The organism is Kitasatospora sp. NPDC059747, assembly GCF_042732955.1.
Lineage (GTDB): Bacteria > Actinomycetota > Actinomycetes > Streptomycetales > Streptomycetaceae > Kitasatospora.
The window spans coordinates 65739-87463 of record NZ_JBHWGV010000021.1; the positions used below are offsets into that span (position 1 = coordinate 65739).

General features: G+C 73.6%; 17 protein-coding genes. 7 read left to right on the top strand and 10 right to left on the bottom strand.

What is annotated here, in order from left to right; all coding sequences use genetic code 11:
* A partial coding sequence (locus ACFV4G_RS12215) for a LysR family transcriptional regulator (protein WP_380439232.1) occupies positions 1-357 on the bottom strand: 357 nt, incomplete at its 3' end.
* Between the two features lie 66 nt (positions 358-423).
* A complete protein-coding gene (locus tag ACFV4G_RS12220) occupies positions 424-1164 on the bottom strand; it encodes a dienelactone hydrolase family protein (protein ID WP_380439233.1) in 741 nt (246 codons plus the stop codon).
* A gap of 126 nt (positions 1165-1290) precedes the next feature.
* On the opposite strand from ACFV4G_RS12220, the gene ACFV4G_RS12225 reads away from it, so the two are divergent.
* Genes ACFV4G_RS12225 through ACFV4G_RS12235 form a run of 3 tightly spaced genes read left to right on the top strand, consistent with a single transcriptional unit; the run spans position 1291 to position 4891 of the window.
* A complete protein-coding gene (locus ACFV4G_RS12225; RefSeq protein WP_380439235.1) occupies positions 1291-1824 on the top strand; it encodes a PadR family transcriptional regulator in 534 nt (177 codons plus the stop codon).
* Positions 1821-2507, top strand: coding sequence for an ABC transporter ATP-binding protein (locus ACFV4G_RS12230; RefSeq protein WP_380439237.1), 687 nt, complete (start codon positions 1821-1823; stop codon positions 2505-2507). The genes ACFV4G_RS12225 and ACFV4G_RS12230 overlap by 4 nt, the downstream gene beginning before the upstream one ends.
* A complete protein-coding gene (locus ACFV4G_RS12235) occupies positions 2504-4891 on the top strand; it encodes an FtsX-like permease family protein (protein ID WP_380439239.1) in 2388 nt (795 codons plus the stop codon). Before ACFV4G_RS12230 ends, ACFV4G_RS12235 begins: the two co-directional genes overlap by 4 nt.
* 12 nt (positions 4892-4903) lie before the next feature.
* On the opposite strand, the gene ACFV4G_RS12240 is transcribed toward ACFV4G_RS12235, so the two are convergent.
* The 8 genes from ACFV4G_RS12240 to ACFV4G_RS12275 form a co-directional block, all read right to left on the bottom strand.
* The gene (locus ACFV4G_RS12240; RefSeq protein ID WP_380439241.1) at positions 4904-5728 is read right to left on the bottom strand and encodes a helix-turn-helix transcriptional regulator; all 825 of its coding nucleotides are present in this window, start codon (positions 5726-5728) and stop codon (positions 4904-4906) included.
* Positions 5729-5848: 120 nt separating this feature from the next.
* Positions 5849-7165: an MFS transporter gene (locus ACFV4G_RS12245; RefSeq protein WP_380439242.1), complete on the bottom strand. Its 1317-nt coding sequence runs from the start codon at positions 7163-7165 to the stop codon at positions 5849-5851.
* On the bottom strand, positions 7162-8406 hold the full coding sequence (locus ACFV4G_RS12250; RefSeq protein ID WP_380439244.1) for an ATP-grasp domain-containing protein: 1245 nt from the start codon (positions 8404-8406) through the stop codon (positions 7162-7164). Before ACFV4G_RS12250 ends, ACFV4G_RS12245 begins: the two co-directional genes overlap by 4 nt.
* Before the next feature lie 39 nt (positions 8407-8445).
* Positions 8446-10563, bottom strand: a complete 2118-nt coding sequence (locus tag ACFV4G_RS12255) for a biotin carboxylase N-terminal domain-containing protein (protein ID WP_380439245.1) — start codon at positions 10561-10563, stop codon at positions 8446-8448.
* A 7-nt stretch (positions 10564-10570) separates the two neighbouring features.
* Entirely contained in the window at positions 10571-12175 is a 1605-nt protein-coding gene (locus ACFV4G_RS12260) for a carboxyl transferase domain-containing protein (RefSeq protein WP_380439247.1), read from the bottom strand.
* Positions 12172-13431: an aminotransferase class I/II-fold pyridoxal phosphate-dependent enzyme gene (locus tag ACFV4G_RS12265; RefSeq protein WP_380439248.1), complete on the bottom strand. Its 1260-nt coding sequence runs from the start codon at positions 13429-13431 to the stop codon at positions 12172-12174. Before ACFV4G_RS12265 ends, ACFV4G_RS12260 begins: the two co-directional genes overlap by 4 nt.
* Before the next feature lie 315 nt (positions 13432-13746).
* Positions 13747-14613, bottom strand: coding sequence for a PhzF family phenazine biosynthesis protein (locus ACFV4G_RS12270; protein ID WP_380439250.1), 867 nt, complete (start codon positions 14611-14613; stop codon positions 13747-13749).
* A 55-nt stretch (positions 14614-14668) separates the two neighbouring features.
* On the bottom strand, positions 14669-15766 hold the full coding sequence (locus tag ACFV4G_RS12275; protein ID WP_380439251.1) for a DUF5937 family protein: 1098 nt from the start codon (positions 15764-15766) through the stop codon (positions 14669-14671).
* Between the two features lie 101 nt (positions 15767-15867).
* On the opposite strand from ACFV4G_RS12275, the gene ACFV4G_RS12280 reads away from it, so the two are divergent.
* The 4 genes from ACFV4G_RS12280 (at position 15868) to ACFV4G_RS12295 (ending at position 19974) form a co-directional block, all read left to right on the top strand.
* Positions 15868-17151: an MFS transporter gene (locus ACFV4G_RS12280; RefSeq protein WP_380439253.1), complete on the top strand. Its 1284-nt coding sequence runs from the start codon at positions 15868-15870 to the stop codon at positions 17149-17151.
* Between the two features lie 164 nt (positions 17152-17315).
* Positions 17316-18119 (top strand): MBL fold metallo-hydrolase, encoded by an 804-nt coding sequence (locus ACFV4G_RS12285; RefSeq protein WP_380439254.1) that lies wholly within the window; start codon positions 17316-17318, stop codon positions 18117-18119.
* A gap of 6 nt (positions 18120-18125) precedes the next feature.
* Complete coding sequence (locus ACFV4G_RS12290) at positions 18126-18557, top strand: nuclear transport factor 2 family protein (protein ID WP_380439256.1); 432 nt, start codon at positions 18126-18128, stop codon at positions 18555-18557.
* A 127-nt stretch (positions 18558-18684) separates the two neighbouring features.
* The gene (locus ACFV4G_RS12295) at positions 18685-19974 is read left to right on the top strand and encodes an NAD(P)/FAD-dependent oxidoreductase (protein WP_380439258.1); all 1290 of its coding nucleotides are present in this window, start codon (positions 18685-18687) and stop codon (positions 19972-19974) included.
* Positions 19975-21725 lie beyond the last annotated feature (1751 nt).

The following is a 21725-nucleotide window of genomic DNA, read 5'->3' on the forward strand; positions in this document are numbered from 1 at the left end:
GCGCGGCCCGCGTGACACGCTCCCCCCGGTGGGCGCCGCCCCCCGCGGGGGCGGGCCCCCCCCCGCCGCCCGCGCCGGGGCGGCGTCGAAGCCCTCCCGCAGCCGCTCGAAGGCCGGCACCACCTGCTCGGCCAGCTCCCGCCCCAGCTCCGTCAGTTCCACCCGGCGGCTGGTCCGCTCGAACACCGGCGCCCCGACCCGGCCCTCCAGCCGCTTGATCAGCTGCGAGACCCGGCCCTGCGACACCCCGAGCAGCCCGGCCGTGCGGCCGAAGTGCAGCTGGTGGACCAGCACGGAGAAGCACTCCAGCTCCTGGAGCGGCAGCTCGGGGAGTACGGGCGGTGTCCTGCGGTCCATCCCGGGAGTGTACGACCCGGCACCGACGGACCACAGTGGTCGTACGCCCCGAATCCGGGCCGGGTGCTACAGCCGCTCGGCCAGGGCCGCGTGGACGCGGCGCCAGGCGTCGGCGGTGGCGGCGGCGTCGTGGTCCGCCGGGCGGTCGGCGGCGAAGCCGTGCCGGGCGCCCGGGTAGGTGACCAGCTCGTGGCCGACCTCGGCCTCGGTGAGCTTCCGCTCGGCCTCCTGCCACTCCTCCGGCGGGAGGATGTGGTCCAGCTCGCCGCAGAAGCCCAGCAGGTACACGCCGTTGGCGGCGATGCGCCCGGCCGTCTCCAGCGGCGGGACCGGGCCGACCAGCGGGAAGCCGGAGTTGAGCAGCCAGCCCGGGTAGAACACGGCGGCCAGGTCGAAGCGCAGCTCGGTGGCCGCGCGCACCGCGATGTGGCCGCCCATGCTCGTGCCCACGAAGGCCACGCCGTGGTCGTCGGCCCAGGCGACGGCCGAGTCCAGCGCCTCGGCGGCGTCGGCGACGAGCTCGTCGCGGTCCAGGGCGCGCATCAGCGTCAGGCCCTCTTCACGCTCCTCCGCGCTGTAGCCGAGCTCGGTGCGCCGCCGGCTGCGCCAGTAGAAGTCGGGGGCCAGCGCCACGTACCCGAGCCCGGCGAGCTCCGCGCAGATCCCGCGGACGTAGGCGTTCACCCCGTACAGCTCCGGGCAGACCACCACCGCGCCGCGCACCTCGCCCACCGGGCCGTGGACGTACGCCTCGATACCGCCCGGCGTGCCGAGCCCCAGCCACCGGCCACTCGTCTGATCAGTCATCAATTCCCCCGTGGAATGGACCCGAAGATCCGGACGATGTCGCGCGCATCCTAGCGCCGCCCGGCACTCCCACCCCACCCGGCCACTATTCACACCCCTGTATACATGGTGTGTATAGTTCCCGGCATGTCACTAGGTCAGATGCTCCTCGGCCTGCTGGAAGGCCGGCCCCGCCACGGATACGACATCAAACGGCGCTACGACGAACACTTCGGGCGCGACCGCTCCCTGCACTACGGGCAGGTGTACTCGACGCTGTCCCGGCTCCTGAAGAACGGGCTCGTCGTCGTGGAGGGCGTCGAGGCGGGCGGCGGTCCCGACCGCAAGAAGTACGCGATCACCGAGGCCGGCGTCACCGACCTCGCCGACTGGCTCGGCCACCCGGAGAGCCCGCAGCCGTACCTGCAGAGCACGCTCTACCAGAAGGTCGTGCTCGCCCTGCTGACCGGCCGCCCGGCCGCCGACGTCCTCGACCTCCAGCGCGCCGAACACCTCAAGGCGATGCGCGAGCTGACCCGCCGCAAGCTCGACGGCGACCTCGCCGACGAACTGGTCTGCGACCACGCGCTGTTCCACCTGGAGGCCGACCTGCGCTGGCTCGAACTCACCGCCGCGCGCCTCGACGAACTCGCCGCCCGAATCACGGAGTCCCAGCGTTGACCGCCCCCGAACCCCTGCTCTCCGCCGAGGACCTGCACAGGTCCTACGGGCCCACCCCCGCCCTGGAGGGCGCCTCGCTCACCGTCGCGGCCGGCGAACTCGTCGCCGTGATGGGCCCGTCCGGCTCCGGCAAGTCCACGCTGCTGCACTGCCTCGCCGGGATCGCCCGCCCCGACAGCGGCACGATCACCTACCGCGGGCGTGACCTCACCGCCTGCTCGGACGCCGAGCTCTCCGCCCTGCGGCGCACCGAATTCGGGTTCCTCTTCCAGTTCGGCCAGCTCGTCCCCGAGTTGTCCTGCCTGGAGAACGTCGCCCTGCCGCTGCGCCTCAACGGGATCCGCCGCCGGGCCGCCGAGGCGCGCGCCGCCGAGTGGCTGGAGCGCCTGGAGGTGGCGGACGTCGCCGCCAAGCGCCCCGGCGAGGTCTCCGGCGGCCAGGGCCAGCGCGTGGGCGCCGCCCGGGCGCTGATCACCGAGCCCAGGGCCGTCTTCGCCGACGAGCCGACCGGCGCGCTCGACTCCCTCAACGGCGAGCGGGTCATGAAGCTCCTGACCCGCGCCGCCCGCGAGTCCGGCGCGGCCGTCGTCCTCGTCACCCACGAGGTCCGGGTCGCCGCCTACGCCGACCGCGAGGTCGTCGTCCGCGACGGCCGCACCCGCGACCTGGCGGCGGCGATATGAGCACCCGGACGGACGGGACGGTCCGCTCCCCCTTCCTCGACCACCTCGGCATCGGCGTGCGCCTGGCGCTGAGCGGCGGCCGGGACGGCTGGGGCCGGCTGCTGCTCACCGCGTGCGGCGTCGGCCTCGGGGTGGCGCTGCTGCTGTTCACCGCGTCCTTCCCCGGCATCGTCCAGCACCGCAACGACCGCCTGTACACCCAGAACGACACCTTCCAGGACGAGGTCATCCCCTCCCCCGGCGACCGGACCGTCCTGATCGCCACCGCCGACACGACCTTCCGCGGCACCCCCGTCCGCGGCCGCGTCGTCCAGCCCGAGGGCGCCAACCCGCCGCTCCCGCCGGGCGTGGGCGCCTACCCCGGGCCCGGCCGGATGGTGGTCTCCCCCGCCCTCGCCGACCTCCTCCGGGACCCGGCCAACCAGCTCCTGCGCGACCGCCTCCCCTACCCCGTCGTCGGCACCATCGGCCCCGCCGGGCTGCTCGGACCGGCCCAGGCCGACTACGTGCTCGGCGGCGACGGCCTGACGGTGGACACCGGGGCCGTCCGGATCGACGCGTACGGGCACTTCTCGCCGCCCAAGCCGATGGACCCCAAGCTGGTCCTGCTCAACGCCGTCGGCCTCATGGTGATGCTCGCGCCGGTCGGCGTCTTCCTCGCCGCCGCCGCGCGCTTCGGCGGCGAGCGGCGCGACCGCAGGCTCGCCGCACTGCGCCTGGGCGGCGCGGACCGCCGGATGACCGCCCGGATCGCCGCCGGGGAGTCGCTGGTGGGCGCCGTGCTCGGACTGGCGGCCGGCGCGGGCCTGTTCGCGGCCGCCCGGCAGCTGATCGGGCGGATCAGGCTCGCGGACCTCAGCTTCTACCCGCAGGACGTCGCACCGCACCCGGCGATCGCCGCCGTGATCGCGGTCGTCGTGCCGCTGCTGGCCGTCGGCGTCACCCTGGCCGCCCTGCGCCGGGTCGTCGTCGACCCGCTCGGCGTGGTCCGCCGCAGCGGCCCGGGCCGGCGCCGGATCGGCTGGCGGCTGTTGCTCCCGCCGGCCGGACTGGCCGTGACGGTCTTCGCGCTCGTGCTGCCCTCGCAGGACAACCCGAGCGGACTGCCGCGCACCGCCTTCCTCAACTCCGTGCAGGACACCCGCGGTTCGCTGCTGGTCGCGTTCGGCCTGCTGCTGATGCTGATCGGCGTCTGCGCGCTGCTGCCTTGGCTGGTCGAGGCCGTCACCCGGCGCGCGGGCGGCGGCGGGCTGTCCTGGCAGCTGGCGGTCCGCCGCCTCCAGCTGGGCTCCGGGCCCGCGTCGGCCGCCGTCAGCGGCGTCGTCGTGGCCATCGCCGGGGCGATCGCCCTGCAGACGCTCTTCCTCGGCGTCAGCGCGGGCTACGAGCGACTGCCCCGCCACCGCCCCGAGACCGGCCCGTACCAGCAGTCGGTCACCTTCCCCGGCGGCGCGCCCCGGGCCGACGGACTCGCGCAGCGGCTGGCCGGCACGACCGGGGTCGCCGCGACCGCCGCCTACACCGAGTTCTCCCTGGAGAGCCCCACCGGGAAGCCGTGGGAGATGCCCTCGGTGCGGATCGCCGGCTGCGCCGTGCTGCGCGGCTTCGTGACACTGCCCGACTGCAAGGACGGCGACGCGTTCGTCCTCAAGGGACCGGCGTCGAGGCCGAGCAGCGGGGCGGAGCCCGGAACGACCGTCCACGCCGCCTTCTTCCGCGGCCAGGGCGAACCGGCGGCCTGGCAGCTGCCCGCCGCCACGCCCGTCCCGGGCATCGTGGGCGGCGACCCCGACGGGCGGATGGGCAGCGGCATGCTCCTGCTCACCCCCGGCTCCGTGCCCGCCGCCGCGCTGCGCGGCCAGCCGGCGACCGTCCTGGTGTCGATGGAGCCCGGACTGCCGGACACCAAGGAGCAGTTGACCAGCAACGTCATGGCGATCGACCCGCAGGCGCGCACCGAGTTCCCGCTCGACCGCACGCTCGACCCGACCTACCTCGCCGTCAAGCGCCTACTCACCGCGGGCTCCGCGGTCACCGTGCTGCTCGTCGCGCTCGGCCTGCTGGTCGGCCAGCTGGAGCGCTTCCGCGAGCAGCGCCGCGTCCTCGGCGTGCTGAACGCCGTCGGCACCCGGCGCAGGGTCCTCGGCCTCTCGGTGCTCTGGCAGACGCTCGTCCCGATGGCGCTCGGCGTGCTGCTGGCGACGGCGGGCGGCCTGGGGATGGGCGCGGTGCTGCAGTACACGGCCGGGCTCGACTTCGCCGTCGACTGGGGCGCGATGCTGTCCACGGCCGCGATCGCCGCCGGTGCCGTGCTCCTCACGACCGCCCTCGGACTGCCGCAACTCCTGCGCCTGATGCGGCCGAGCGGCCTGCGCTACGAGTGAGACGGGGTCAGGTCAGGGCCGGGCCAGCACGACGAAGCGCAGGTCCGGCCGGCCGCCGGGGCTGAGCACCTGGGCGACGACCTCGACGGGCTCGGGGCGGACGTGCGGCAGGTGCAGGCTGAACCGGTCGCCGTCGCGGTTGGCGACCACGCAGGCCCGGCCGGCCCACAGCCGGCGGCAGACCGGGTCGCGCAGGACCTCGGTGAGCAGCGCGACGAGCTGTTCGTCGCCGGGGTAGCCGGCCATGGCGAAGCGGATCATGGCGAGGGTCATCCGGGCCTGCCAGGTCCAGTCGGCCATCTGCGCGCGGGCCTCGGGGTCGGTCAGCAGCCAGCGGACGAAGTTGGCGCCGGGGCGGGCGACCCACGGGAACCACTCGGCGGCGGCCCGGTTGTGGCCGACGACGTTCCAGGCGTGGTCCGCGAGGTAGGCGGGCTCCGGCATCTGACGGTCGACCAGTTCCTGGAGGTTGCTCAGGTCACCGGGCGCGTGCGGTCCGACGGCCGGGGTGCCGCCCATCGCGTACAGGTACAGCGAGGCCCGCTCGTCGGCGTCGAGCAGCAGGACGTCGGCGAGCCTGCCCAGCAGCCTGGGGTCGAAGCGGGCGCTGCCGCCGCGCTCCAGGTCGCGGTACCAGCGCTCGCTCATGCCGAGCGTGGTGGCGACGGTCATCTGCGGCAGCGGCTTGCCGAGGCCGAGCCGCTGCCCGGCCCGGGCCCGCCAGTCGCGTAACAGGCTGGCGAGCCCCGGGAGTTCGGCGACGGCCGACTCGTCGTGGTCGAGGGGCGCGGGAATGTCCAGTGCCTCGCGCGGCACCGTGAGTCTCTCCGCCGACAAGAGTCCCCACCCCCATGGTTCCGTGCCGGAGGGGTGTCCTCGGCACGTTCAGGGGAGCCTAACTCCTGGCGTGTATTCAATCAAGCAACTATATACCTACTCAAGCAACACAGAGTGACATCAGCTGGTCAGCGCCTCCGGTTCGGCCGTGGAGGTGGCCCGCTCGGCCGCGACGGCGCCGCGCGAGGCGAGGACGGTGACGGCGGTGGCCCCGGCGAACAGCGCGGCGAGCAGCACCCAGCCCGCCGCGCCGGCCGGCAGCAGCAGGCCGGTGGCCAGGAACGGACCGATGATCAGCTGCGCGCTCATGCCGGTGCTGAACAGCGACAGGTAGCTGGACCGGCCCGCCGGCGGCGCGAGTTCGTAGGAGATCTCCCAGCGCGAGACGGCGTGGAGGTTCTCCCCGACGGTCAGCATCGCGACGGCGACCACCGCGGCCCCCAGCGCCAGGTACTCGCCCCGTCCGTCGGCGAAGGCGAAGAACGCGCAGGCCAGCACCAGGAACAGGCACGCGACGCGGAGCATCTTCAGCGCCCTGGCGAGCCCCTGCGCGAGGCGGCCCACGGAGAGTTGGAGCACCACGGTGAGGACGGTGTTGATCGCCAGCAGGCCGGAGCTGGCGCTGGCCGGCAGCCCGGCCCGCTCCACCACCCAGAGCGGGAGCAGGATGAACAGCACGCAGTCGTGCAGCATCAGGATCGCGTTGGCGGCGGTGACCAGCAGGAACCGCCGGTCCCGGTAGGGCGATCCGCCCGTCGCGGCGGCCTCGGCCGGTGCGGCCCCGGCGGCGGGCGCCGGCGCTTCGGCACCGCCCGCGACCCGGCCGGCCCGCACCACGGCGAGGGCCACCGCCGTGAAGGCCGCCGCGTTGAACAGGAACAGGGCGACGAACGCGGCCCGGGAGTGGGCGGCCTGCACCAGCGCGGCCAGCAGGAAGCCCGCGGTGAGGCCGATGTTGGTGATGGCCCGCAGCGAGGCCATGGTCTTCGTGCGCTCGGCGGCCCCCTCGAACTCGCCGACGATCACCTGCAGCAGCGGTGAACAGGCCCGCGCCGCCGCGATGGTGAAGCACGTGACGACGAGGTACCCGACGTAGCTGCCGACCAGGGCGTACCCGATGAACCCGGCGCCGCGCGCGAGCGTGAGCGCGACGTAGACCGGGCGGGCGCCGAACCGGTCGGCGACCGGCCCGAAGACCAGCGGGCTGATCAGGCCCACGACGTTGGCGGAGGCGATCGCGGTGCCGACGGCGACGGCGCTGATGTTCAGGTAGTGGACGAAGTACAGCGTGGCGGTGGCCAGGTAGAGGCCGTTGGCCACGGCGTCCACGGTGGTGCCGGCGGCCATGATCCGGCCCTGCCGGGAGCCGGGCAGCAACGACGCAGTGAGCCGGCGCAGCAGACTCGCCGCCGGCGGGGCGGTGGCAGTCGTCGTCACTCGGACTCCACGGTGAAGCGGACCGAGTCGGCGAGTTCGCGGGCGAGCTTGCGGGCCTGGGCGGGGGTGTCGGCGCCGACGACGATGACGCCGGCCCGGTCCCCGGAGGTGCGCAGCGGGCGGACGGTGCCGCCGGGCGCGACGGCGAGTTCGGCACGGAGCACGTCGGGGTGGGCCGCGGCCTCCTCCCAGCCGTCGACGGCGACGACCTTCCCCGGCGGCGGGGTGAGGTAGCGGGCGGCGGCGGCCCGGACCGGCGTCAGGTCGGCCGCTTCGCGCGGGAGGCCGAGCAGGTCGTCGTAGATGAGGCCGTAGACCTGGAACCCGGGGATCACGTGGCCGAGCATGCGGTGGATCCAGTCGCCGCCGTAGCGGTTGTGGACCTCGCCGAGCACGATGCCGTCGGGGCCGAGCCAGAGCTCGACGTGGAAGGCGCCGCGGCGCAGGCCGAGGACGTCGAGCGCCGCCGCGACCGTCCGCTCGATCTCCGTCCGCCGCGCGTCCGGGAGTTCGGCCGGGAGGATGTGGCCGACCTCGACGAAGAACGGCGGCTCGACCTTCTCCTTCTCGGTGACGGCGAGGACGACCGGCGCGCCGTCGAGGAAGAGCCCCTCGACGCTGTACTCGGCGCCCTCGACGAACTCCTCGACCAGGAACGGGCCGGTGCCGGGCAGCAGGGCGACGGCGTCCGCCAGCCCGTCCGGGCCGGTGATCCGGCTCACGCCCGTGCTGCCCATCGCGTCCCGGGGCTTGACGATCCAGGGCCCGGTGGACGCGGCGAGGAAGGCCGCGGCCTCGTCGGTGCCGGCGCAGAGGCGGACGGCGGGCTGGCGGAAGCCGGCCGCGGCGAGCGCCTCGCGGCAGGCGTCCTTGGTGCGCACGCGGTGGACGGCCTCCGGCGGGTTACCCGGCAGCGCGAGGGCCTCGGCGGTGTCGGCGGCGGCGACCTGGGCCATCTCCTGGAGGGCGAGGACGGCGTCGAACCGGGTGCCGTCCGCGACCTGGCGGCGCGCCCAGGCGGCCGTCTCGCCGGGGACGGTGAAGTCCACCGCCGAGACGGCGCCGGCCCGGCCGGTCACCGCCTCCGTGGCGGCGAGCACCGCCTCCTGGTTGGTGAGGTGGGTGCGCAGCCCCCGCTCGTGGGCTTGGTCGAGGGCGAGTTCCGCCATGTCGAGGCCGAGCGACACCGCCCGTACCCCGCCGACCAGCAACAGCGTGGCGGGGTCGGTTCCTGCGGACATGCGAGGGCTCCTTGCTCCAGGGGGTGGGTGGTGCGTGGGTCAGGCGTCGTCGTCGGCGGGCGCGAGTTCGACCAGGACCTGCTCGGTGGCGACCAGGTCGCGCACGGCGCACGTGATCGCGGTGACGACGCCGGTGAAGGGCGCGAGGATGCGGTTCTCCATCTTCATCGCCTCGACGACGACGAGGGCGGCCCCCTCCTCGACCCGGTCACCGACCTCGCAGAGGAGGCCGACCACGGTGCCCGGCATCGGCGTCTTGACGGCGTTGTCGGCGGCCGCGGCGCCCGCGCCGGCGACGCTCCGGTCGGCCAGGGCCACCCGGTGCCCGTCGATGCCGAGCTCCCAGCCGGCCGCGGTGCGCAGGCCCGTCCAGGCGAGGCCGTCGACGGTCCCGCGGAACAGGCCCGGGCTGCCGGGCACGGCGGTGGCGGCGACGGTGAACGGCCGGCCCTCGACCTGTACCTCGACGCTCGCGCCGCGGCGGGCGGTGAGGCCGACGCCCAGGGTTCGTCTGCCGTGGCGCAGTTCGACCCGCCCGAACGGCGCGACCGGGTCGAGCCGGCGGCGGTCGGACGGGCCGACGGTGCCCTGCCAGGGGGAGGCGGGGGCGCCGTCGAGCGGCGGGAGCTGCATCGCGGCCGCGCACGCGGCGGCGGCCTCGGCGCGCTCGGCCGGGGTGGTGCTGCCCTCCGCCGGGGTGGCGACCAGGGCGTCCACCAGGTGGGTGTCCATCCGGCCGGCGACGACGGCGGGCGCCCGCAGGAGCTCGACGAGGAAGCCCAGGTTGGTGGTCAGGCCGAGCAGGGCGGTGCCGCGGACGGCGTCGGCCAGGCGGCGCAGCGCGGCCGGGCGGTCGGGCGCGTGGGCGATCAGCTTGGCGACCATGGGGTCGTAGAAGGCGGGCACCTCGGCGCCGCCGGTGAAGGCGGATCCGCCGGACTCCGGCTCGAAGGAGTCGAGTCCGGCATCGAATCCGGCGTCGAGGCCGGTGTCGAATCCCGCGTCGAATCCGGCCGCGCCGGTGCCGTGGCCGGTCGCGGTGTCGTCGAAGGCGGCCTCGACCCGGACGCCGGCCGGCCAGCGCACCGCGGCGGCGCGGCCGGGCGCGGGGCGGAAGCCCTCGGCCGGGTCCTCGGCGTAGACGCGGACCTCGACGGCGTGGCCGGTGGCGGTGATCTCGTCCTGGGCGAGCGGGAGCGGCTGCCCGTCGGCGACGCGCAGCTGCCACTCGACCAGGTCGACGCCGGTGATCTCCTCGGTGACCGGGTGCTCCACCTGGAGGCGGGTGTTGACCTCCAGGAAGTAGCAGCGGTCGGCCGGGTCGACGATGAACTCGAAGGTGCCGGCGTTGACGTAGCCGAGCGAACGGGCGCCGCGGACGGCCGCTTCCAGGAGCTCGGCGCGGACGGCGTCGGGCAGGTTGGCGGCCGGGGCCTCCTCGACGACCTTCTGGTGGCGGCGCTGCAGCGAGCACTCGCGCTCGAAGAGGTGGACGACGTTGCCGTGGCGGTCGCCGAAGACCTGGACCTCCAGGTGGCGGGGCCGCTCGACGTAGCGCTCGACGAGCAGCCGGCCGTCGCCGAAGCTGCCGCGGCCGAGCCGGACGGCCTCGGCGACGGCGTCGGGCAGTTCGGCGGCGGCGCGCACGACGCGCATGCCCTTGCCGCCGCCGCCCGCCACGGGCTTGAGCATCACGGGGTAGCCGATCCGCTCGGCGTCGGCGAGGATCGCCTCCGCCGATTCGGTGGCGGTCTCGGAGCCGGGCAGGACGGGCACGCCGGCGGCGGCCATCAGGGCGCGGGCGGTCGACTTGTCGCCCATGGCCGTGATCATCTCGGCATCGGGGCCGACCCAGACCAGCCCGGCGGCGGCGACGGCCGCGGCGAAGCCGGGGTGCTCGGAGAGGAAGCCGTAGCCGGGGTGGACGGCGTCGCAGCCGGTGCGTAAGGCCGCGTCCACGAGCGCGGTGACGTCGAGGTAGCTCTCGGCGGCCGCGGCCGGCCCGATCCGGACGCGTTCGACGGCGCCTTCGAGGTGGGCGGAGCGGTGGTCCGCGTCGGAGTGCACGGCGACGTACTCGACGCCCAGGCGGCGGCAGGTGCGGGCGATCCGCCGGGCGATCTCGCCGCGGTTGGCGATCAGGACTCGTTTGATCATTTCGTCATCACATCCGGAACACGCCGAAGCGCGTCTCCTGCTTGGGAGCGTCGACGGACATGGCCAGGCACAGCGCCAGCCATTCGCGGGTCTCGGTCGGGTCCACCACGGCGTCCACCCACATCCGGGCGGCGTAGTAGAGCGGGTGGGACTGCCGCTCGTAGGTCTCGATGATGGGGCGCTTGATCGACTCCTCCTCCTCGGGGGAGAGGACCTTGCCCTCCTTCGCCAGCTGGTCGCTGCGCAGGAGCGCCATCACCGTCGCGGTCTGCTCGGCGCCGACCACCGTGGACTTGGCGCTCGGCCACATCGCCATCAGCCGCGGGCCCATCGAGCGCCCGCACATGGCGAGGTTGCCGGCGCCGTAGCTGCCGCCGACGACCAGGCTGAACTTGGGCACCTTGGCGGTGGAGACGGCGTTGACGAGCTTGGCACCGTGCTTGGCGATGCCGTCGGCCTCGTACTCGGCGCCGACCATGAAACCGTTGATGTTGTGCAGGAACAGCAGCGGGATGTCCCGCTGGGTGCACAGCTCGATGAAGTTGGCGGCCTTCTGGGCGCTCTCCGGGAAGAGGACGCCGTCGTTGATCAGGACGCCCACCGGGTAGCCGCCGATGTGGCCGGTGCCGCAGACGATCGTCGGGCCGTAGCGGGCGCGGTACTCGACGAGCTCGCTGCCGTCCAGCAGGCGGGCGAGGACGTCCCTGGCCGGGATGTGCTCGCGCAGGGTCGCGCTGACGATGCCGGGCAGTTCCGCCGGGTCGTACAGCGGCGGGCGCGGAGCCCGCGGCGGCGGGGCGAGTGCCGGGCGGCTGTCGCGGGCCATGATCTCCCGGACGATCGCGAGCGCGTGCTCGTCGTCCTCGGCCAGGTGGTCGGCCACGCCGCTGACCCGGGTGTGCAGGTCGGCGCCGCCGAGGGTCTCGGCGTCCACCATCTCGCCGGTGGCGGCGCGCACGAGCTGCGGGCCGCCGAGGAACACCGTGCCGGTGCCGCGCACGATCACCGTCTCGTCGCACATCGAGGGGATGTACGCGCCGCCGGCGGTGCAGCTGCCCATGACCGCGGCGATCTGCGGCAGGCCGAGGGCGGACAGCTCGGCGATGTTGCGGAACATCCGGCCCAGGTGGTGCTCGCCCGGGAACAGGTGCTCCTGCAGCGGGAGGTAGACGCCGCCGGAGTCGACCAGGTAGATGCAGGGCAGGCCGTTCTCGCGGGCCACGTTCTGGGCGCGCAGCTGCTTCTCGACGGTCAGCGGGAAGTAGCTGCCGCCCTTGACGGTCGCGTCGTTGGCGAAGATCACGGCCGGCCGGCCGCTCACCACGCCGATGCCGGTGACCAGGGCGGCCGAGGGCACGTGCTCGTCGTAGACCTCGTGCCCGGCCAGCTGGCCCAGCTCCATGAACGGCGTGCCCGGGTCCAGGAGCCGGTGCACGCGCTGACGGGCGGTCATCTTGCCGCGCTCGGTGTGGCGCCGCCGCGAGCGCTCGTCGCCGCCGGCCACGGCGGTGGCCCTGGCCCGCGCGATGACCTGCCGCTTCTCGTCGAACGCCGCCGAGTTGCGGCGGAACGCCTCGGAGGAGGTGTCGACGTGGGACTGCAGGACGGTCATCGGCGCTGCTCCTGGGCGCCTGCGGCCTTGGCTGCCAGGCCCTCGGCACGCAGGCCGTCGTTGAGGGCGGTGCAGAAGTCCCGGATCTCCGCCTCGGCCATGTTGGCGCGCAGCATCAGGCGCAGGCCGGCCTTGCCGCGGCCGATGACCGGGAAGAAGATCGGCGAGGTGTAGTAGCCGCGCTTCAGGAGCTCCCCGGCGAGGCGGATGGTGGCCTCCTCGGAGCCGATGTCCACGAAGCGGATCGGCAGGCCGTCGCCGCTGAACGAGGTGTCCACGAGCGAGTCGAAGAGGGAGATGTTGTCCTGCAGCCGCAGCTGGAGCTCCTTCAGCTCCGGGGAGCGGTGCAGTTCGACGGAGGCCATGACGGCGCCCAGGCCGGCGGTGTTGATGCGCTGCGACCACATCAGCGGGCCGCCGTTGCGCAGCGCGGTGTCACGGCGCTTCTGATCGCCGTTGCGGCCGAGGAAGATCGCCCCGCCGGACGCGCCGAAGCCCTTGTTGAGCGAAGTGATGATCAGCGTGCGGTCGTTCATGCCGCCGCGTGCGGCCATCTCCTCCAGGACGGCGCCGCGGCCGCGCTCGCCGACGGTGGAGACGCCGTGTGCCTCGTCGAAGAACAGGAACAGCCCGTACTTCTCCTGGAGGCGCAGCAGTTCGGCGATCGGGGCGGCGCCGCCGGTGCTGTAGACGCCGTCGGCGACGAAGGCGACCTGCGGGTGCTTGCGGCAGAGGTCTTCCAGGGCCGCCATGTCGTTGTGCGCGATGGTGACGATCTCGGCCTCGTCGGCGACGGCGGGCTTGAGCGCGTTGAGGCAGAAGTGCGCGTTCTTGTCGAAGACCATCAGCGGCGGCACGTCGTCGGTGAGCAGTCCGGAGGCGAGCAGCGGCAGGCTCGCCCAGGCCGCGGCGGCGCACGAGGCGACGGTGACGGCCTCGACGTCGAACAGCTCGGACAGCGCGGTCTCGGCGTCGCGCAGCGAACCGAAGCGGATGCGCATGCGGGAGGTCGAGCTGTTGAGCGCGCCCTCGGCGAGCACCGCGTCGGCGGCGGCCCGCACGATCCGGGGGTGGGTGTCGAGGCCGAGGTAGGAGTAGGAGGACATGTTCACGAACTCGTGGCCGTCGGCCAGCGCCCGGTGCCGCCCGTCACCGAGACCGGACACCACGATGTCGAACATCCCGGCCTCGGAGGTGACCTCCCAGAAGTCGTGGCTGATCCGCGCGGACTTCTTGAGGTTCAGGTAAGTGTGCACGCCGGTTTCCTTGTCGGATTGCGGTACAAAAATGCAAGGCGAAGCCACCCGGAATGACGACGTCATTCGGGACCATCGGGGTCATTGGGGGAAGGGCAACGCCGCTCAGCGAACGGAAGCATTGATCCAAAGAATTCAATACCCCGGAACGACTGTCAACCGGAAACTATTTGCCGCCTCGCAAAACGGACAGACCGGTATGCGCCGGGTGCACCGGAAAATATTTGCCGGTCGGCCGCCATTGACACCCCTCGGGCCATTGGATAAAAACCGGGGCGCATTGTGCCGACCGACCGGTCGGGTGGGAACCCGGGATTACCGGATCGGGACGGCGGCGCCCGAGACGCGGACGCGGGCGTCGCCCTCGCGCAGCTCGACGTGCAGCAGACCCGGGCGGCCGAGGTCCTCGCCCTGGTGGAGCGTCAGGACGGCCGGCGCGCCGACGGCGCCCAGCTCGCGCAGGTAGGCGCCGAACGCGGCGGCGGCCGTACCGGTGGCCGGGTCCTCCACCACGCCGCCGACGGGGAACGGGTCGCGGACGTGGAAGACGTGCGTGCTCTCCCGCCACACCAGCTGGAGGGTCAGCAGGTCCCGGGCCGTCATGTAGGCGGCGAGGCCGTCGAAGTCGTACGCGAGGCGGGCCAGGCGGTCGCGGGTGGCGGCGGCGAGCACGAGGTGACGGGCTCCGGCGTAGGCGACGCGGGGCGGCAGGTCCGGGTCCAGATCGGCGGCGGCCCAGCCGAGGAGGGCGAGCGCCTCGGCGACGTCGCCCTCGCTCACGTCCTCGACCTTCGGCTCGACGCTGGTGAGGGTGGCGCGCAGCACGCCGTCCGCGTCCGCTGCCACCTCGACCGGGACCTCCCCGACCGCGGTGCTGAAGACGAACCGCCCGGGGCCGGTGCGCGCGGCGAGGGCGACGGCCGAGGCCACGGTCGCGTGCCCGCAGAACGGCACCTCGGCGAGCGGGCTGAAGTACCGGACGGCGTAGGCGCCCCGGCCGGTGCCGGGGGTGAGGAAGGCGGTCTCCGAGTAGCCGAGCTCGGCGGCGATGGCGAGCATCCGCCCGTCGGACAGCCCGGTGGCGTCCGGGACGACGCCGGCCGGGTTGCCGCCCTCGGGGCGGGTCGCGAAGGCGGTGTAACGGAGGATCTCGGGAGTGGTCGAGGACGTGTCACGGGTCATGCCCGACGAACGCGGGCCGCCACGGCCGTGTTCCCCCCGGTCACCGTTCCCCCGGTCACCGCAGGACGGCCTCCAGCAGGTCGGAGCCCAGCCGGGCGCTGCCGGCCAGGTCGAGCTCGTACAGCATGTACCGCCCGCGCCGCCGGGTGACCAGCAGTCCGGCCTTGCGCAGCACGGCGAGGTGGCGGGAGACCTCGGGGGCCGAGAGCTGCCAGGCGGCCGCGAGTTCGCCGGTGGTGTGCGGGCCGCGGGCGATCGTCCGGGCCAGGCGCAGCCGGATCGGGTGGGCGAGCGCCTCCAGCCGCTGCTGGACGAGCGCCAGCGAGACCGGCTCCGGCAGCCCGGCCTCCGCCACGGGGTACTGGACGACCGGCCGCCAGCCCGGGGCGTGCACGACGAGCAGGTGCGGACGGCCGAACGCGGTCGGGATGAACGTCACTCCCCCGCTCGCCACCCCACTGGTGGCGTTGTCCTGGAGCTTGTCGACGACGATCCGGCGCCGGCCGTCCGCGCCCTGCTCCAGCGCGACGGACGGCGATACCGCCGCGAGCGCCTCGCCGGCGCCGCGCAGGCGCACCAGGTCGGCCTTGCGCCGGGCGTCGGCGGCGAGGTCGGGCAGGACGCGCTGCCAGGCGTCGGCGAAGAACGCCGACCCGCAGTCCTCCAGCATCCGCCGCACCAGGGCGCGCACGGCGGGCGGGTCGGCCAGCAGCCGGTCCGCGAAGGCGGCCTGACGGGGGCCGCGGGCGAGGGCGAGCTCGCGGGCCCGCTCGTTCGCGACGGGATCGCTCAGCGGGGAGGCCATCCGCCGGGTGAGCCTGGAGGAGCCGCACGTGGTGATGAGCGCGGCGGTGACGTACAGCTCGTCGTCGACCCGGTCGACGGCGTCGAGCTCCTCCGCGAGGGTGGCGCCGGGCAGGCCGGGCACGAGGAAGTCCGCACGGGAGGAGCGCCAGAGGAAGTCCGCTTCCAGCAGCCGCTCCGACAGCTCGGGCGGGATCGTCGCGGCCGTGGAGGAGGCCCAGCCGTGCAGCGCGGGGTGGTGCCCGGGCTCGGCGAGGACGTGCAGCATCGCGTTCAGCTCGGCGAGCGGGGACGGCGTGAAGACGAGGCGCTCGTCGGGCAGTCCGGTGATGTCGATGGTCAAACTCACGGAAGGAATCCTCCCACCAGGCCTGATGCACCCCGCCGCCGATTGACGCGAACCGTCAATCGACGTGCCCCGGCGGCCGGCCGGGGCGCACGGTGTCGGCCATGAGCCTGATCCAGGAGAAGTCCGTCCACGACCACGCCGCCGCCCGGGCCGGTGAGCCGCCCGCGCCGCCGGTCGGCACGAGCCGCCGCGGCCCGTCCGCCCTCCTCGCCCTGCTCACCGCCGCCGGCGGGCCCCGCTACGCCGCCGCCCTGCTCGTGGACGCGGTGGGCACCGGCCTGCTGCGCCCGTTCCTGCTGCTCTACGGCATCGAGGTGCTGCACCTGACCGCCGGCGGGGCCGGCCTCGCGATGACCCTCGGCATGGTCGTGGGCCTCATGGTGGTGCCGCTGACCGGCCGGTGGATCGACCGGGGCGCCCGCACCCTGCCGGCCGCGGCGACGCTCGCGGTGCGGTCGCTGGGCGCGCTCGCGCTGCTCGCGGCCGGCGGCCTGCCCGGCTTCACGGCGGCGGCCGTGCTGATCGGCGTGGGCAGCCAGTCCTGGCCGGCCACCCACGCCGCCGTGGTCAGCACCCTGACCGAGGGCCGGCTGCGGGACGCGGCGCTGGCCGCCGGGCGCTCGCTGCGCAACGCCGGGATGGGCGCGGGCGCGCTGCTGGCCACCGTCGCGGTGACCGGCGGCGAGGGCGCGATCCGGCTGCTCGCGGGCGTGACGGGCGTGACGTGCCTCGGCGCCGCCGCCCTCGTCCGCTCGCTGCGGGTGACGGCTCCGCCCGCTCCCTCCGCTCCCGTCGGCGCTCCGCAGGCCGGCCCCCGCACGCCGATGCGGCGGATCACCCTGCTCAGCCTCGCCAACGTGCCGTACGCCTTCTGCTTCGACGTGCTGGAGGTGGCCCTGCCCGCGCTGCTCGTGCTGCACCTCCAGGCCTCGCCCGCGTGGTCGTCCGGCGTCTTCGTGGGCAACACGGTGCTGGTGCTCGCGCTCCAGCTGGCCCTGGTGCTGCGCCTCGCGCACCGGCCGCGGCGCGTGGTCATGGCGGCCGCCGGGTTCGCGCTGTCGCTGTCGTTCCTGGGCTTCTGGGCGGCCGGTTCGCTGGGCGGCACGCCGGGCGCGGCGGGCATCGCGGTGGTCGCGGTGCTGTTCACGCTGGGCGAGATCCTCTACACCGGCTCCGGCACGGCCCTGGTGGCGGCCGTGGCGCCGCCGCACCTGCTCGGGCGGGCGCTGGCCCGCTGGGAGCTGTCGATGGGCGTGGGCAGGGCGGCGGCACCCGCGGTGCTGACGGCCCTGCTGGCGGCCGGGCCCGGGGTGCTGTGGTCCACGCTGGCGGTCGCCACGCTCGCGGGCGCGGTGGCGGTGCTGCGGCTGGGACCGGCGGAGTGACGCAGGCCGCGGCGGCTCTTCCCGGGATGCGGGCGGGCCGCCGAGCACCGATCCTGGGCGCGACGCCTGTCCCCGGAAGGAAGATGCATGAGCGAGCGAAGCGAGCAAATCATCGAAAGGTGCGTGTTGCGCGAAGCGCCTGCCGACCGAAGGGAGGCGGGCGCATGAGCGCGCTTGATTTCGAGGTCATCGACAGCCCGGACAGCTCCCTCAACAAGACCTCCGTCCTCGTCACCGGCCCGAACGACGCCCTGCTGGTGGACGCCGGCTTCACCCGCTCCGACGGCCGCCGCCTCGCCGAACGGATCCGGGCCACCGGCAAGCGGCTCACCACGGTGTTCGTCAGCCACGGCGACCCGGACTTCTACTTCGGCGCGCAGGAGGTCCAGGACGCCTTCCCCGAGGCCCGCTTCCTCGCCACCCCGTCCACCGTCCAGCACATCCAGGACACCTACGAGGCCAAGCTCGGGGCCTGGGCGCACCTCGGCCCCGAGCTGCCCACCCGGCTCGTGCGGCCCGAGCCCCTGCACGGCGACGAACTCGTCTTCGAGGGCCACCGGTTCGAACTGCGCGGCGCCGACTTCCACCTGCCCGACCGGCACTACCTGTGGCAGCACCACCACCACGCCGTCCTCGGCGGCGTACTGCTGTTCGAGGGCCTGCACGTGTGGACCGCCGACACCCCCGCCCCCGAGCAACGGGCTGCCTGGATCGACCTGTTGGACGGCATCGAGGCGCTGGAACCGCAGTTCGTCGCGGCCGGCCACCGCACCGCCGGCGCGCCCACCAACCTCACCTCCGTCTTCCACACCCGCGACTACCTGCGCGCCTTCGAGACCGAGATCGGCCGCTCCCCGGACGCCGCCGCCGCCAGACAGGCCCTGGAGAAGCGCTTCCCGGACCTCGGCCTGGCGATCGCCGTCGAGCTCGGCACGAAGGTCGCCATGGGCGAGACGACCTGGGGCTGAGCCACGATGATCGAGATCCCGCGCGGGACCGCCGCGTTCAACGAGTCCGCCGCCCCCGCCGACGTCGTCCGCCGCCAGTACCTCGCCTCCGCCCGCGGCGACCTCGCCGCCCTGCGCGCCACCCTCGCCGACGACATCGAGTGGACGGAGATGGCCGGCTTCCCCCTCGCCGGCACCTACCGCACCCCCAAGGGCGTCACCGGCAACGTGATGGAACGCCTCGCCGCCGAGTGGCACGACTGGACGGCCCACGACGACACCTACGTCGTGGACGGCGAGAACGTCGTCGTCCTGGCCCGCTACACGGCCGTCCACAAGACCACCGGCAAACCCCTCGCGGTGCGCGTCGCCCACCACTTCGTCGTGCGTGGCAGCCGCATCGTGCGCTTCGAGCAATTCACCGACACCGCCCTGGTCCGCGACGCGACACAGCCGTAGGCCACGCCCCCACCTGACTTCACCCGAACGGGGGAGCCGGTGGCGGCGCGCCCGGCGCGGTCTCGACAGGCCACCGGCGAGGCGGCAGGCTGGCCGTCGATCCGGGCCGGAGAGCGAGGAGTTCAGCATGGGAACCGCGGACGACAGCGGACGTGAGCGGCCGATCGTCATCGTCGGCGCGTCGCTCGGCGGGGCCAAGGCCGCGCAGGCGCTGCGCGAGGCCGGGCACCGGGGCGGCATCGTCCTGATCGGCGAGGAGCACGAGCGCCCGTACGAGCGGCCGCCGCTGTCCAAGGGCTACCTGCTCGGCAAGACGCCCCGCGAGAAGATCTACGTCCACCCGCCGCAGTGGTACGCCGAGAACGACATCACGCTGCGCCTCGGCACGGCCGTCTCCGCGATCGACCCCGCCGCGCACACCGTCACCCTCGCCGACGACGGGCGGATCGAGTACGCCAAACTCCTGCTCACCACCGGCTCGGTGCCGCGCCGCCTGCCGGTGCCCGGCGCCGACCAGGACGGCGTGCTCTACCTGCGCCGGGTCGAGGACAGCGACCGGATCAAGGCGGCGCTGCGCCCGGGCGCCCGGGTCGTGGTGATCGGCGCCGGCTGGATCGGCCTGGAGACCGCCGCCGCGGCCCGGGAGGCGGGCGCCGAGGTCACCGTGCTGGAGGCCGCCGAACTCCCGCTGCTGCGCGTGCTCGGCCGCGAGGTCGCCCAGGTCTTCGCCGACCTGCACCGCTCGCACGGCGTCGACCTGCGCTTCGAGGTCCGCGTAGAGGAACTCACCGGCGCCGACGGCACGGTGACGGGCGTCCGGCTCGGCGACGGCAGCACCGTCCCGGCCGACGTCGTCATCGTGGGCATCGGCATCGCGCCCGCCACGGCCCTCGCCGAGGCCGCGGGCCTGGAGACCGACAACGGCATCACGACCGACGAGCACCTGCGCACCTCCGCCCCCGACGTCTACGCGGCCGGCGACGTCGCCAACGCCTACCACCCGCTGTTCGCCCGCCACATCCGCGTCGAGCACTGGGCCAACGCCGTCAACCAGCCCCAGACCGCCGCCCGCGCGATGCTCGGCGGGGACGACGCCGGGTACGACCGCGTCCCGTACTTCTTCACCGATGCCGAGTGGACACCCCGGCATCCTAACGAGCCGGTGGCCTCGCGAGACAAGCTGAGCATGGAATACCTCGGCTACGTCGAGCCCGACGGCTACGACCGGGTCGTGTTCCGCGGCGACGTGAAGGCCAACGAGTTCATCGCGTTCTGGCTCAAGGACGGCCGAGTCCTCGCCAGCATGAACATGAACATCTGGGACGTCACCGACCCGATCCGCGACCTGATCATCTCCAAGCGCGTGGTGAACCCCGACCGCCTGGCCAACCCGAACGTCCCCCTCGGCGAGGTCTGAGACCCGATAGGAGCCCTGGCCGACGAGCAGCCAACCGACCCTCGCTGCGAGCTGCACGACCGGGTCCCGTCGGCGGCCAGGGCTCCCTCCGGCGGGCGTACAACCCTCGCCGAGTGGGGAGAAGCCGTGTCGCGCGACCCATCCGGCCACTTGACCCCCAGTCGCCCGGCGATGGCTATCGCTGCACGTCAGACAGTAGACAGCCCGCGCTGTTCGTTCACCGGAAGAAACCTCTGAGGCCTTGGTGAACGACGCGTGGTCCCCGGCAAGTCCCCACCAATACCCCTTCCGCTGCGCTCCTCAGCCAGGCTCGATGGGCAAGCGCATACAGAGGAGTGCAACTCGGAATACCCATCCACGGGTCGTACTCGCCGAACTCGCTGTGATGGTTCCGCACCAGGATGGTAGGGAGCGACGCCGAAGGTCGAATGCTGAGCCGGCCAGCCGCAGTCACAGCGATGCTGCCGCACCGGATCGGTGTGGACCGATCGTTGATATGCCAGCCGCGCCGGCCGGAGCCCTGAACCCTGCGAAGGGGCCCGCACCGGGTGGCGGAGCGACGGGGGTGCCGCTGGACTTCTACGATCTCATGTCAGACCTGCAATGGTGCCAAACCCGGATGATGCAGAGGAACGGTCGCGGTCAAGATCTGGCTGACGGCGCCCAGGTTGCTGCGATGGTGCCGCACCGGGTGGTACGGAGGGACCCGAGCAGGGCGGACTTGCCGGTGCGCGGGGGCGCGTTGCGATGGTGCCGCACCAGGGCAGTGCGGAGCGACGCCGTGATCGCCCGGCGGGCGGACGCCACGTCGAAGCTGCGATGGTGCCGAACTGAAATGGTGCGGAGGCACCCGCGCGGACGACGGAGGCCAACAACGCGATCAGGACGCTGCGATGCTGCCACTCCGGGACGGCGCGTAGCGAGCGCCGAAGTCCAGAAGTTCAAGGCCATCGTGGTCGAGCTGCGATGGTGCCACACCGGGACGGTGCGGAGCGACTCCCGGACCCGCAACTGGGCACTGTCCCGGGCGACTGGCCGTGACGGTGCCGCACCAGGACCGTGCGGAGCGACCAGAGTCTGTCCTTGAACTTGCCCAGCAGATCGGGGCTGCGATAGTGCTGCACCATGGAGGAGCGGAGCGACAGCTGAGCCGTGAGTCCGCTTTCGACGCGCCGACTGCGATGGTGGTGTACCGGGAGCGCACAGAGATGGCCACCGCAGCCAACTGGTTTGGCCTCAGAAGTGGGGGCTACGACAGTGCCGCCAGGCCGGTGCGGAGCGATCGGCATGTGGCTGCAGCTCGGCGGCCGAGGCACCGGACTGCGACGGTGCCGCACCAAGGTAGAACAGGCCCAACGAGCGACCGAGCGGGCACGTTGCGATCGAGTCCGCGCCGGTGCGATATAGAGGGACGAACGCGTGCATTGCGACGGAGGCTGCGGGGAAGACACTGCGATAGTGCTGCACCGTCAAGGGGACGGATGGGCCAGCGCATACGCCAGCTCAAAGGACCAGAAAGCCGCTCTCCGGGGGAGCCACGCCGGGGTCACTGCGATGATGCCGTATCGGGTCATACGGACCAACCTGGCCGCCCTCGCCGCCAGCCTGATCTATGCCTAGCTGCGATGGTGCCGCACCGAAGTTGTGCGGAACGACAGGTGTTTCGCTCGGCATGGATCGAGGCCCCGCGAAAGCTGCGAGGGTGCCAAACCGGCACAGCGCGGAACGCACCCGAGCAAGGCGAACTTGGC

Coding starts and splice junctions, on each gene's coding strand:
- ACFV4G_RS12255 (WP_380439245.1), bottom strand. CDS start 10,563: ATGATCAAACGAGTCCTGATCGCCAACCGCGGCGAGATCGCCCGGCGG.
- ACFV4G_RS12220 (WP_380439233.1), bottom strand. CDS start 1,164: ATGACTGATCAGACGAGTGGCCGGTGGCTGGGGCTCGGCACGCCGGGC.
- ACFV4G_RS12270 (WP_380439250.1), bottom strand. CDS start 14,613: ATGACCCGTGACACGTCCTCGACCACTCCCGAGATCCTCCGTTACACC.
- ACFV4G_RS12290 (WP_380439256.1), top strand. CDS start 18,126: ATGATCGAGATCCCGCGCGGGACCGCCGCGTTCAACGAGTCCGCCGCC.
- ACFV4G_RS12280 (WP_380439253.1), top strand. CDS start 15,868: ATGAGCCTGATCCAGGAGAAGTCCGTCCACGACCACGCCGCCGCCCGG.
- ACFV4G_RS12250 (WP_380439244.1), bottom strand. CDS start 8,406: ATGTCCGCAGGAACCGACCCCGCCACGCTGTTGCTGGTCGGCGGGGTA.
- ACFV4G_RS12235 (WP_380439239.1), top strand. CDS start 2,504: ATGAGCACCCGGACGGACGGGACGGTCCGCTCCCCCTTCCTCGACCAC.
- ACFV4G_RS12285 (WP_380439254.1), top strand. CDS start 17,316: ATGAGCGCGCTTGATTTCGAGGTCATCGACAGCCCGGACAGCTCCCTC.
- ACFV4G_RS12295 (WP_380439258.1), top strand. CDS start 18,685: ATGGGAACCGCGGACGACAGCGGACGTGAGCGGCCGATCGTCATCGTC.
- ACFV4G_RS12225 (WP_380439235.1), top strand. CDS start 1,291: ATGTCACTAGGTCAGATGCTCCTCGGCCTGCTGGAAGGCCGGCCCCGC.
- ACFV4G_RS12260 (WP_380439247.1), bottom strand. CDS start 12,175: ATGACCGTCCTGCAGTCCCACGTCGACACCTCCTCCGAGGCGTTCCGC.